Below are 12780 nucleotides of genomic sequence, written 5' to 3'. Positions count from 1 at the left end.
CGCATAGCGTCGCGTGTGTAGGGGTTTGTAAATTGCATGTTCTTATGCAGGTTGAGCTCCCAGCAGCGGTAAGTGTTTTACCTTGTGGTAGGTCATCGCAATTAACAAGCACTGATTTAACGGGGTGTCATAGATGCTTTTGGTTAAAGGAATACTAAGTGCGCGATTGCCCTGATAAGTAAAACTGTTTGGGTACACCTCTTTGAATGTGTCGATTAGGCGAGTTTGGCAGTGAAAATAAACGTTGAAGATCTCTGGTGTTTTGTCTTTCCAGTCGATTCGGATAGGGCTGCCGCCTTGTACTGAAAAACTCGGCTCGCCCCATTTCAGTGACTCTTCCACTTTACCTAACTCATGCGCGGTCGCAATATGCCATATTTCATTTCGAATAGCGTTGAACTGCGCTCGTGCGATTTCAGGGTATTTATCAGGAATGATGATGGTCACAATGTAGGGTTTCTCCAATCTATGACGCTGGGTGATACAGCCAAGTACCGAGAACCTTGAACGCCAGATGACACGTGATGCATTTTACATTATGTCACGCGGGATCACGCTAGGCGCCCCAATAGGTTGGTGCAAGTTCGGTTTATTTATCTCAGTGGCAATCAAGTCTTGCCTTATTCTAGGGTGCATCAAGTGGTTGAAAGAGTCTACTTGTTGATAATCTGGGTCTAACCAAGCGTCTAAGGTGTCGTCCTGCGGCAGCATCATGGGGCTTGATTTGCTATGAAAATGTGCCAGTTTAGGGTGTGGGGGCAGGGTGATAATTGAACAACCAAGGTTGACCTCAGCGCTTTGTTTAGCAATATATTCTTTATATAAGCCACCAAATGTAATTGCGCCTTTGTCTGCGATAATGTCGTGGTAGTGCTTAGGTACTTTTTTATTCCCTTGCGATTCAAATTCAGTTTCACCAAACCCTTTGGCGACAATGATACAACGGGCCGTTCTAAACGGGGAGTAGCCAGCAGAATGTGGCACATTCAGCTTATCGCAGCGAGTATTGAAACTGGTATATTGGGAGGGTTTAAATCCAGTGTCACTCGGTTCAAGTAACAACCACCACCTTGCCTTTTGAAGCACTCGCTGACCATCGACCTCGCGGATGATTTGCACGTCGCTTGCAGCGCGAATAAATCGATTGGGCACGAGCGGCGTCATGGTTAAATCGATACCGAGGGTGACACATAAGCCTTGAACGAACTCATCGTCTATCACATTAAGTCTTCCACACATGTTGCACCGTAAAAATTAGCTAAAGTTATTTGAATTCACAGTATGCTGTATATAATAACAGTATATGTTGAAATTTATTCCTATTAAAGCCTCTGCCGGTATCGTTGGGTTCGAATCTCCTGCAACAGAATACACCCAGTTAAGCCTAGATTTAGACCAACTCTTGATTGACCATCCATCTGCGACTTATATCGGTATCGCGCAGGGGGAATCGATGAAGGGAGATGGTATTTTTTCCGGGGACTTACTGATTGTTGACCGTGCCCAAGATATTAAAGACCAAGATGTGGTGGTCGCGAATCTCAATGGTGTATTTGTGTGCAAAAAAATTGATAAAAAACAGCGTTGTTTACTGTCGTCCAGTAAGCGATTTCCCCCGTATTTTTTACGAGAAGGCGATGATTTCCAAATAGAGGGTGTGGTGACACGCTCTATCCGCTTGCATCGACCTTTTAAAAAGGCAATTTAATGTTCGCTCTGTGTGATGCCAACAGCATGTACGCGAGTTGCGAAAAAGTGTTTGATCCCAGTATTCGTAATAAACCAGTGGTGGTGTTGACCAACAACGATGGCTGCATTTGCGCTGCGTGCGGCATTGCTAAGCGAATGGGGGTCGGCAAGAAGTTCGTACCTTATTTTCAGGTCAAAAAGGAGCTAGAAGCAGCAGGAGTTGTTATTCGCTCAAGTAATTACGAGCTTTATGCAGACCTGAGTCAGCGCATGATGGATACATGCGCGCGCTTTGCCCCTGACATAAATGTGTACTCTATCGATGAATGCTTTTTAAATTATGGTAAAGAAGCCACAGCGCCCCAAGAAGGTTGGGATAACCTTGCGAGCACTATTCGAAAAACCGTGTGGCGGGAAGTCAGGTTGCCTATCTGTGTTGGTATAGGGCCGACGCCCACATTGGCTAAAGTGGCCAATCACGCGTCTAAAAATGTGAGTGGTTTTACCGGCGTGGCGGTGCTGGACAATGAAAATACGCGCAAGCATGTACTGAAGCAACTGGCCGTGACTGACGTGTGGGGTATTGGTATGCGGTTAGGCGCTAAGTTGAATGCGCTGGGAATTCACACAGCTTGGGAGCTTGCAAACCGTGACCCCTCGCAAATCAGGAAGGCATTTTCGATTATTGTAGAAAATACCGTACGGGAGCTAAATGGCGAGGTTCGTCACTGCTGGGAAACCGTAAGAGTGGCCAAGAAAGAGATATACAGTACGCGCAGTTTTGGTAACCGGGTGACTGACTACGATGAGTTGCGAGCAGCCCTTGCTGGTCATGCTGAGACCGTGAGTGTAAAACTGCGCAAACAAAAATGTGTGACCGGCAGTATGACGCTTTTTGCCACCAATTCGCCCCATGATAATGGCGGGTATGTGCGGCGCTCTTTCTTTCATCGCTTCACTGTGCCTACAAATGACACACGTAATATTCTGAATGTGATTGACAGTGCGATGTCTCAGCTTTTTCAACCGGGGGTGTATTACTATAAGTGTGGCGTTGGGCTGATGGACTTACATGAGCAAGGTTTATTTCAGTATGATTTATTCAACGCTTCAAATGACAACCCAAGGTTGATGGCATGCATGGACAATATTAACTCCCGGTATGGACGCTCGACAGTGCAAATGGCGGCCAAAGGATTCGAGCAACGCTTCTCCATGAAACGGGCATTTTTATCACCTCAATACACGACTCAGTGGCCAGATATCCCGAAAATTAAGTGTTAGTTTTTATAGGCGTAACAAACCAATAGCAAAGATTACCTGCAGTACTAAACAGTTAATCTTTAGCTATATGAAATAGGTAGTCAGAGCTCATGCTTAATGGGCGTTATCGAATGCTATAGCCTTCAATTAGTACTTTTTCTGCCGCTGCGCCGAAGCGTTGTAAATCGCTGATATCTTCATCACTGAATGTACGAGGTTTATCAAACAATAGACAAAATGTACCCACTTCGTAACCTTCACCTGTATGTAAAATACTTCCAGCGTAAGCACGAATAAAGGGGGCGCCTGTTACCAAAGGGTTATTTTTAAAACGCTCATCAGCGAGGGAATCTGGAATGATTAAATATTCTTCTTCAGCAATGGCATACGTGCAAAATGATATTTTACGTGGTGTTTCTGACACGTCCAACCCTTGTTTTGATTTGAACCACTGACGGTCTTCGGTAATTAAACTGATAAGGCAAGATTTGCTATTAAAATGATTTCTTGCCTCAAGGGTAATCGCATCAAGTAACTTGTCTTGTTCTGTGTCGATGATATTCATATTTTTTAACGCACGTAAGCGTTCTAACTCATGTGGTAACCGCGGGTAATCGGGCATGTGATACTCAGTTAACGTGACGGGATTTCAATATCGATTTCGTAGTCAGGTTGTGAAAAATAGGGGGCTTTAAAAACGCGGGCGATATTAACATATTGCACTATTTAAGATATAAAATAGTAAAGGAATTGCTGTTGTTCCTGTACCCGACGTACGTACCAAGTTCACTTGCGCAAACGCGTGTAGAACCGCACTATCAATAGCTGTAAAGGATTGGATATCGGCTAAGGTAAAGTCATTTGAGTGAGAGGCGATAGTGGTTAAGGTAAACGTTAGTACACTAAAGTTTGGTTGCGTAAAATCCAAAAAGACGATGAGAGACATTGCAACACCATATGATTGTTCGCTTACCTCAAAAATAAATGCTCCAGCATTTGCTAATTCACGGCCAACCGAATTAGGCGTGAGAGAAAAGAGACTCGGTCGTATTCGATTTCAAAACCCAGAGTACTGAACTGATCAACGTTTGTGGCTGATACGGTGACCGCCAGTGCATCGCTAATGTTTAATTCAGGCGAATTAATATCGAGGGTAAGCAAGTTCGCTTGGCTGGGGAGGCTAAAACACATTGCTAAGATCAACAGTAATTTTTTCGTGCGATATGTTCCATATTTTTGTCCTGTTTGAGTAAGGCGCACAGCGGGTTCGGGTACATGCGGTTTTTTCTTATGATGAAGCCTCACGCAGATACCTGAATAAGTTTGAATATCTTATCCGTGATGAATACGTATGTAGGACGCTATGCGCGATAACGGATGGCGAGTATCATTTGTGACTAATTTGTTAATTCACCTGTATTGGATACTATCCCCATGCGTTTACCGTTGTCATATATGCTCTCATATCCTTTTGCTCGCAAGTGGAGTGTGCCCCTTGTGATTTTTACCAGTAGTTTATTTGCCTGTTCGCACGAGCCGGGTAAGCGAGATGAAAACGTTCAAGATAAGGGGGACGTCGCAGTGTCGAGCATAACGGATGAGCACGTGAAGCCGGTGGTGTACCAGGTGTTTACTCGCTTATTTGGTAATACCAATACCACTAATAAGTCGTGGGGCACAATTGAAGAAAACGGCGTTGGGAAATTCAGTGATTTTACCGATGAAGCCCTGCAAGGCATTAAGGAACTCGGCGTCAGCCATATTTGGTATACCGGCGTACCCCATCACGATGTAATCACCGATTACAGCGCGTACGGTATTTCAAATGACGATCCCGATGTGGTTAAAGGCAGAGCGGGGTCGCCATATGCTGTGAAGGATTATTACACGGTCAATCCGGATTTGGCGGATGACCCAGCAAATCGGCTGGCAGAATTTGAGGCGCTGATAGAGCGCACTCATAAAAACGGTATGAAAGTCATTATTGATATTGTGCCTAACCATGTGGCGCGAAATTATCAATCGCTGGCAAAACCGGACGGAGCGAATGATTTCGGTGAAAAGGATGATGTAAGTCTTGAATATGCGCGGGATAACAATTTTTATTATGTCGTTGGGCAAGACTTTATGGTGCCAAAAGCCCCTCAAGGTTATCAACCTTTAGGCGGGGAAACTCACCTTTTAGCAGACGGGGAGTTCAAAGAATCACCCGCAAAGTGGACGGGCAATGGTTCACGCAAAGCCCAACCTGATGCCAATGATTGGTATGAAACAGTGAAAGTTAATTACGGCGTTAAGCCTGATGGAACATACGATTTCGCTATGCTACCAGCGCAATATGCTAACAAAACCGCTGATGAACATGTGGTGTTTTGGGCAGATAAGAGCGTGCCAGATTCATGGATTAAATTTCGCGATATTACCCAGTACTGGTTGGCAAAAGGTGTAGATGGGTTTCGATACGATATGGCTGAAATGGTACCAGTGGCGTTTTGGAGTTACCTAAATTCGCACATTAAACACATTAATCCGGACGCATTTTTACTGGCTGAAGTGTACGATCCGAGTAAGTATCGAGAGTATATAACTCTCGGGAAAATGGATTTCTTGTACGATAAAGTCGGCTTTTACGACAGTTTAAAAGGGGTTATGCAAGGTCACTTACCCGCTTCTGTCATTACAAAAGCACATTCAGAAGTAGCGGATATAGAGCAGCATATGCTGCACTTTTTGGAAAATCATGATGAGCAGCGTATCGCAAGCCCACAGTTTGTTGGCAGCAGTGAATTAGGCAAACCGGCATTAGTGGTATCAGCTTTAATTAGCCGCGCACCCACACTCATTTATTTTGGCCAAGAAGTGGGGGAAGATGGCAGTGAAAACATGGGCTTTGGCTCTGCCTCTCGCACCACTATTTTTGATTATGCTGGCGTTCCAGCGCATCAACGCTGGATGAACCAAGGAAAATTCGACGGTGGGTTGTTAGCGCCAAGCGAAAGAGCACTTCGGGATTACTATCGCCGGGTTTTGCGTATCTCTGCAAGCCAAAGCGCGATGGAAGGACACTACGTGGACTTGCATTCAGTCAATCTCAATCAGAATAACAATAATGATGTAGCAACGTACAACGAGGATCTTTACTCATTTAGCCGCTTCAATGACGAGCAAAAAATAGTGGTAGTCAGTAACTTTAGCCAAGCGGGTAAACAGTTCGAGTTAGTGATCCCCGAAAGGCTAGTTTCCAAGTGGGACCTACCCGATGGGGGATACACAATGTTCGATTTACTCAGTGATCAAAAAATGAATATTAGAGTGGAAAATCAAAAAGCTCGTATATCAATGACGCTAGGATCGTTACAATCTGTGGTACTGAACCTCGTGAAGTAAAACGCGCAGGTAGAATTTTTTGATAACGACATTGTAAAGGCAGGATAAATGCGGAATTGGGTAGCGAGTTTGAGTCGACTGTTGTTGGCAGTGATGGGTATGGTGTTCACGTTATTCGTGCTTTGGGGTTGCGGTGAAGTTGCCCAGCGCCCAACGTCGGCTGCACCGAATGTATCTGAATTACCTTTTCCATTTTTAATACCTGGACTAGATCGCCAAAGAACTGTTCGGCTGTACCTCCCACCGAATTATGAACATGAGACTCAGTCTTACCCCGTGATTTACATGCATGACGGCCAAAACGTGTTTGATAATGCCACGGCTTATGCTGATGAATGGGGAGTCGATGAAAGCCTAAATACGCTGGCTAAAACGTCGGGACGAAAGTTTATCGTTGTGGCTATCGATAACGGTGGTGATTTTCGAATGAACGAGCTTAGCCCGTGGACCAATAAACGCTTTGGTGAAGCACAAGGAAAAGCATATATGCAGCTGATTGTTGATGTAGTGAAACCTTATATTGACAATAACTATCGCACCAAAGCTGATGTAAAGAACACCGCGATTATGGGCAGTTCAATGGGCGGGTTAATAACGCATTATGCTGTTCATAATTATCCTGAAGTCTTCGGCAAAGCAGGCATATTTTCCCCATCTTATTGGTATTCGCAAGATGTATTCAGTGATACTAAATTACACCGTAGCAAGGATTCCCTGCGTTTATACGTGTTATACGGCAGTGATGAGGGGGACGGGATGATTGCTGACGCCGATAAAATGCAGCGGTTGATAAAGGGGCAAGGTCACCCCCGTGAAAACATGCAATTTGTGACCGTCCCAGGTGGGCAACATAATGAGCAACTTTGGGGAGGTTCATTTACCGATGCGATTGAATGGCTGTTTGAGATACATTAGGCTTGTAATCAGTTGGGAGTCACTTTATAGACTCCTGTAGTGAAGGAAAATGCTATTGCTACAAGGCATTGCAATTATCACATTAAAAAGAATTCACACCGACTTATGATAAAAATACACATTTCAACTGGACGAAAAATGATGATGCGGTTATTCGGTCTTAGCTTTATTTTACTGGTATTTACGGCGACGAGTAGTGAGTATCAATCACACGAATTGAATGGCCAAGTACTGCATATTCAAACTGATGATGGGCAACTTAGCATTACCGCACTGGCCGATGACTCATTTGAAGTGTTTTATCAGCCGAAGGATATAAAACAACTGCCATCATTTGCAATTGACGGTGTCGCAAAGCAAACAGAATTGACGATATCAGATGAGGCATCGCGCCTTACTCTGAGCGCCCCCGGTATTCGTGCACAAATAGATAAATCCCCTCTGCGGATCCGCTATTTTCGTGGTGATAAACTGCTGTTAGCTGAGCATCAGGGTTTCTACTTTGATGCTAACAAGCGGGGTTTTAGTTTCGATTTGCAAGAAAACGAAAAGCTACTCGGTGGAGGTGAGCGGATCCTGGGGATGGATCGTCGCGGACAACGCTTCCCCCTTTATAACAAAGCTCATTATGGCTACACCACTGAATCAAACCAGATGTATTTCGGTTTATCCGCTGTTATGTCGAGTAACAAATACGTGTTGATATTCGACAACTCCGCCCGCGGGGAAATGGATTTAGGTGCTAGCAATAGCGATGAAATGCGCTTTGAAGCTATAGGCGGGCGTACAAGTTATATTGTTGTTGCAGGAAAAACATACCCAGAGTTAATAGAAAATTTTGTCACTGTTACGGGTAAGCAGCCTTTACCGCCACGTTGGGCATTAGGCAGTTTCGCCTCGCGCTTTGGTTATCGTAGCGAACAAGAAGTACGAGATACGGTAAAAAAATATCAAGAATCTGGATTTCCGTTAGACGCACTCGTGCTCGACCTGTATTGGTTCGGAGCAGATATTAAAGGTCACATGGGCAATTTGAGTTGGGACGAAAAGACCTTTCCTACCCCAGTTAAGATGATCAGTGATTTGCGCAAAGAAGGTGTCAAAACGGTAGTGATAACTGAGCCGTTTATTCTGTCTTCTTCTAAAAACTGGCAAGACGCTGTCACTCACAATGCGCTGGTCAAAAATCCTGAAGGTAATCCGTATCAATTTGACTTTTACTTCGGTAACACCGGGTTAGTGGATGTGTTTGATAACGATGCCCGTGATTGGTTTAATCAAACCTACACAACGTTGTATAAACAAGGCGTGGCTGGTTGGTGGGGAGACTTAGGTGAGCCGGAAGTTCACCCAGCAGATGCGCTGCATAACCTTAACGGAATGTCTGCAACCGGTGACGAGGTGCATAATGCATACGGCCATAAGTGGGCAGAACAAGTATACCAACATCAAGTATCATTAGCGCCTAACGCCAGACCGTTCATCATGATGCGCTCTGGATTTGTTGGCTCACAGCGTTATGGGATGATCCCATGGACTGGTGATGTTAGCCGCTCTTGGGATGGGTTAAAACCACAAGTTGAATTATCGCTGCAAATGGGCCTGCTTGGCTTAGGGTACACTCACTCTGATTTAGGCGGATTTGCAGGGGGCGAAGTGTTTGACCCGCAAATGTACATTCGCTGGTTACAATACGGTATTTTTCAACCGGTTTTCAGGCCTCATGCACAAGATAATATTGCCCCTGAACCTGTGTTTCATCAGGGTAAAACGAAGGATATTTTACGTACTTATGTTGAGTTGCGTTACGCCATGATGCCGTACAATTACTCTTTGGCGTTTGAGAACAGTTTGACCGGTATGCCCTTGATGCGTCCGATGTTTTTTGAGAATGAAGATGATGTATCGCTAATCGATGTAAAAGATCAATATTTTTGGGGCGATGCGTTATTGGTTAAACCTATCACTCAAGCAAATCAGAAAGAGGTCAGCATCACCTTACCAAAAGGAGCATGGTTTAATTTTTGGAGTGATGAGCGCTATGAAGGAGGTAAAAATATTACCTTGCCCACCGACATCAAGTTATTACCTGTTCTAGCTAGAGGAGGCGCTATTATCCCCATGACGCTGCCGGTATTAAGTACAGATGACTACTCCACGAAGTCACTCGATTTACACTACTACGCTGACAAGAGCGCTTTGCACTCTACTTCAGTAATGTACAACGATGACGGTAAAAACCCTCATTCTATTCGCGATCAAGCGTTTGAAACGCTGACGTTTAACGCGGCGCGCCAAGAAGACGAAAGCAAGCCTGATTCGTTGGTCTTTAAATTGACGCGAACAGGGGAATTCAAAGGCATGCCAGGAAGCAGAATGGTGTCACTTTGGATCCATAATTGGCCGCAAGATATTAATCAAGTGCTGGTGGGTGATAAACAATTACCTCAGATTAAAGACAAAACGGCGTTTCTAAACGCAAACCGAGGCACCCGTTGGGACAGTGAAACCAACACGCTTGAGGTGAAATTTGGATGGAGCGGAGATACCTCAATTCAGGTGTTTTAATCTTCAGATAATACGCTGGTAGCCATCTCATGGTGGCTATACCCATAGTGATAATTTCACCTTTTATTATTCAAATCAGCTGCTTGCATTAATATCCATTTAATTTAAATTGGTGCTTTACATCATACTGCGTTATTTTTAATCACACTCAGGTCAACAATGAACTTTTGCAGTGATTAATTTTATCTAGGTTGATTTTTGAAATATAGATTAGTAGTTTGGTTAATGACGGGCTTAATAAGTTCTCAGGTTTCGAGCGCTGAGCACAAGTCTATCTTGAAAGCATGTGGACATCACGACTATGCACCATGGAATTGGCTTCAGGACGATAAGATTGTCGGTGTATGTGCCCGAGTCGCAACTGAACTTTTCGGTTCACTTGGGTACGATCTAGACCTCACTTATGTAGGGCCATGGAAGCGATGCCAACAAATGATAGAGAAAGGAGAGGTTGACCTTAATATATGTTCCTTCAAAAACTCAAATCGTGAAGGTTATTCTGTATTTTCCTCTGATCCAATGGCTTCGAATGAGAATGCTATGTTTGTCAATAAAGACAATTTCTTTGATTTTGAGGGCCTGGATACTCTCAAAGGTAAATTAGTAGGTTTAGTCCGTGGTGTAAGTTTAGGAAATAAGCTGGATGATTACTTAGCTAGCAACAGCCATGTTATTCGTGTCAAAGATTATCAAGCATTGTTATCGATGTTGAAACTCAACAGAATAGACGCAGTTATACTTGGGCGTCAATCCGGACGACATTTGCTCAACCTATATGGTCTCAATAATAAAATTGTCGACTCACCTAATGCATTAGTGAAGGGCGATCTGTACTTTTCCATTTCAAAGAAATCACCTCATACCGGCTTACTAATCGATGTGAACGAAACATTGAAGTCTGATGAGTATAGAGCATGGTTAGCCAGCCTATTGGTACAGTATTCCCAAATGCATAAAGAATATAAACAAAATCAAGGTGTAACAGATTAACCCGCTAGAGACAATGCGAGATAGAATTGCGCTGAATAGGTCATTGGGAAAATAGCTATGTACTTTTTTAAATACCTATCGCGCTGGTTTGAATGCAAAATGTTGTTATATTGTGGTCCTAAACTAGGGCATAGATAAAGAATTCGAAAATGGGAAAATTAATCATCTTAGCGGCTGTGCTGTTTGCCGCTCTTCAATATATTGGGGAGCCCGAAGCACAATTAAATACACAGCAACCGGAACAAGCGCCCAAACCAACGCGACAATCCCCCGTTGAAATGCGGGTTAATCAATCTCCTAAATTAGCAGTATCCCCAGCGAGAAAACCGGCACCTATGATAATGAACTTTCGTTGTGATGGCCGCCAATATTGTGGACAAATGACATCTCGTGCTGAAGCCGAATATTTTTTACAGCATTGTCCGGATACAAGAATGGATGGCGATGATGATGGAATACCGTGTGAAAATGACACCCGCTTTTAGGCTAGCGTTTAGCAAATATTCCGAATAATGTACTGTTTGTAATTCGAATTACTCGTTTTCATACAAATTTCAGTGCTTAATTCTTCAAGTAATTCGATAACCTTGCTAAAAATAGGTGATTTAAAAATATACAATCTTTGATGATGTAACGCACGAGATATTAGGTGATCAAAATGGACCTATTCGTGGTCAAAATGGCCGAGTTCATTCAAGCAGAAATGGACACCGATGCGGCACACGATTTTCAACACGTAAAACGCGTTGTTCTGAATGCGAAGCAATTATGTGAAGCAGAAAAGGCTAACGAGTGGGTTGTAATGCCCGCGGTGTGGTTACATGATTGTATGACTCTACCAAAAGACCATCCTGAAAGGGCGTTAAGTTCTGGGATGGCAGCGGATAAAGCTGTTACTTTCTTATCCGAAATCGGCTATCCCCAAACGCATTTTGACCATATCCATCATGCTATCGTTGCCCATAGCTACAGTGCTAATGTAGCGCCGAAAAGTTTAGAAGCTTGCGTAGTGCAAGACGCTGACAGACTAGACGCCATTGGTGCAATAGGTGTTGCAAGATGTCTGCAAGTAGGCACTTCGATACAGCGCGATTTATACGAACCTGATGATCCTTTTGCGCTGTATCGAGATGTCGATGATAGCCAATTTACTATTGATCACTTTTTTCAAAAATTACTCAGGATAGAGGAAATGCTTCACACCGATGAAGCGAAGAGAGAAGGGCGGATCAGAACTGATTTCATGCATCATTATTTACGTCAATTGCGTCACGAAATTGGTTTACGCAGGTCTTAAAGGCAGGAACTCAGATTGTGTAGTATAGTTTTGTTACCATGTCGAGTGTGCTTCATGGTTAACTTTGGTTGTGGTTCCATCTTGGAACACCTAATTTATCATTAAAATATGTCAGTACATCCTAAAAGGAGCTTTAGTATGTGTCAGTTGTTCGTTGAGGCGGAATCAGAGCAATGGTTAAGTAGAACAAAGTCATTGCGTATCGAAGGTGTTGTTACCTCAATTCGATTAGAAAATTTCTTTTGGGATGTGTTAGCCGAAATTGCCTTTCGCGATGATATGTCAGTTAATCAGCTCATCACCAAACTTTACTTTGAATCACGAGAAGCAGAGTTAGACTTGAGCAACTTCACCTCATTTTTACGGGTGTGCTGCAGTCGATATTTGTCGCTGGTGGCGGATGGTGAACTAACTCGTTGTGAAAAAACCCCGATGAAGAAAGACAACATAGACATTCTACTAAGCCAAGAAAATCAACGTACATTGGCTAGGCGTCGATGCTTTACCCGAGAGCCTTCCGTATAGCTTTCATCACTATATTTTATTGTGTGCGATGTTACTCAATTGAGTAGCATCGCCGGTGTTTTAGTTCATCAAGCCCCCAATCCTCCCAGTCAAGATAAGCTGACAGCGGTTTGTCTATTTAAATTTGAAGAATTCGGTCTCGCTCT

General features: G+C 43.7%; 14 protein-coding genes. 9 read left to right on the top strand and 5 right to left on the bottom strand.

The window, feature by feature from the left end; genetic code table 11:
* Positions 1-42 precede the first annotated feature (42 nt).
* A complete protein-coding gene (locus GMES_RS01800; protein WP_006990839.1) occupies positions 43-447 on the bottom strand; it encodes a DUF1801 domain-containing protein in 405 nt (134 codons plus the stop codon).
* 84 nt (positions 448-531) lie between these two features.
* Positions 532-1239 (bottom strand): SOS response-associated peptidase family protein, encoded by a 708-nt coding sequence (locus GMES_RS01795; RefSeq protein WP_039986275.1) that lies wholly within the window; start codon positions 1237-1239, stop codon positions 532-534.
* A gap of 64 nt (positions 1240-1303) precedes the next feature.
* Here GMES_RS01795 and GMES_RS01790 point away from each other — a divergent pair, with 64 nt between their 5' ends.
* Both GMES_RS01790 and GMES_RS01785 read left to right on the top strand, forming a co-directional pair.
* Positions 1304-1708 (top strand): LexA family protein, encoded by a 405-nt coding sequence (locus tag GMES_RS01790; protein WP_006990837.1) that lies wholly within the window; start codon positions 1304-1306, stop codon positions 1706-1708.
* Positions 1708-2973 (top strand): Y-family DNA polymerase, encoded by a 1266-nt coding sequence (locus tag GMES_RS01785; RefSeq protein ID WP_006990836.1) that lies wholly within the window; start codon positions 1708-1710, stop codon positions 2971-2973. The genes GMES_RS01790 and GMES_RS01785 overlap by 1 nt, the downstream gene beginning before the upstream one ends.
* A gap of 103 nt (positions 2974-3076) precedes the next feature.
* On the opposite strand, the gene GMES_RS01780 is transcribed toward GMES_RS01785, so the two are convergent.
* The 3 genes from GMES_RS01780 to GMES_RS01770 all read right to left on the bottom strand — a co-directional run bounded on the left by GMES_RS01780 (position 3077) and on the right by GMES_RS01770 (position 4257).
* Positions 3077-3574: a GAF domain-containing protein gene (locus tag GMES_RS01780; protein ID WP_006990835.1), complete on the bottom strand. Its 498-nt coding sequence runs from the start codon at positions 3572-3574 to the stop codon at positions 3077-3079.
* 87 nt (positions 3575-3661) lie between these two features.
* Positions 3662-3898 carry a hypothetical protein gene (locus GMES_RS01775; RefSeq protein WP_006990834.1) on the bottom strand — a complete coding sequence of 79 codons (237 nt, stop codon included), beginning with the start codon at positions 3896-3898 and terminating at the stop codon, positions 3662-3664.
* Between the two features lie 53 nt (positions 3899-3951).
* A complete protein-coding gene (locus GMES_RS01770; RefSeq protein WP_039986273.1) occupies positions 3952-4257 on the bottom strand; it encodes a hypothetical protein in 306 nt (101 codons plus the stop codon).
* A gap of 150 nt (positions 4258-4407) precedes the next feature.
* On the opposite strand from GMES_RS01770, the gene GMES_RS01765 reads away from it, so the two are divergent.
* The 7 genes from GMES_RS01765 (at position 4408) to GMES_RS01735 (ending at position 12634) form a co-directional block, all read left to right on the top strand.
* Complete coding sequence (locus tag GMES_RS01765) at positions 4408-6339, top strand: alpha-amylase family protein (protein WP_407636005.1); 1932 nt, start codon at positions 4408-4410, stop codon at positions 6337-6339.
* A gap of 48 nt (positions 6340-6387) precedes the next feature.
* Positions 6388-7254 carry an alpha/beta hydrolase gene (locus GMES_RS01760; protein ID WP_006990831.1) on the top strand — a complete coding sequence of 289 codons (867 nt, stop codon included), beginning with the start codon at positions 6388-6390 and terminating at the stop codon, positions 7252-7254.
* 141 nt (positions 7255-7395) lie between these two features.
* Positions 7396-9822, top strand: coding sequence for a glycoside hydrolase family 31 protein (locus GMES_RS01755; protein WP_006990830.1), 2427 nt, complete (start codon positions 7396-7398; stop codon positions 9820-9822).
* A 198-nt stretch (positions 9823-10020) separates the two neighbouring features.
* Positions 10021-10812, top strand: coding sequence for a substrate-binding periplasmic protein (locus GMES_RS01750; RefSeq protein WP_006990829.1), 792 nt, complete (start codon positions 10021-10023; stop codon positions 10810-10812).
* A 149-nt stretch (positions 10813-10961) separates the two neighbouring features.
* Positions 10962-11297: an excalibur calcium-binding domain-containing protein gene (locus GMES_RS01745; RefSeq protein ID WP_006990828.1), complete on the top strand. Its 336-nt coding sequence runs from the start codon at positions 10962-10964 to the stop codon at positions 11295-11297.
* A gap of 173 nt (positions 11298-11470) precedes the next feature.
* Complete coding sequence (locus tag GMES_RS01740) at positions 11471-12109, top strand: HD domain-containing protein (RefSeq protein WP_006990826.1); 639 nt, start codon at positions 11471-11473, stop codon at positions 12107-12109.
* 138 nt (positions 12110-12247) lie between these two features.
* On the top strand, positions 12248-12634 hold the full coding sequence (locus GMES_RS01735; protein ID WP_006990825.1) for a ribbon-helix-helix domain-containing protein: 387 nt from the start codon (positions 12248-12250) through the stop codon (positions 12632-12634).
* The last annotated feature ends 146 nt before the right edge of the window (positions 12635-12780 follow it).

The organism is Paraglaciecola mesophila KMM 241 (assembly GCF_000315015.1).
GTDB classification, from domain to species: Bacteria; Pseudomonadota; Gammaproteobacteria; order Enterobacterales; family Alteromonadaceae; genus Paraglaciecola; species Paraglaciecola mesophila.
Note: the sequence above shows the minus strand (reverse complement) of the source record. Positions and strands in the feature narration are given on the sequence as shown.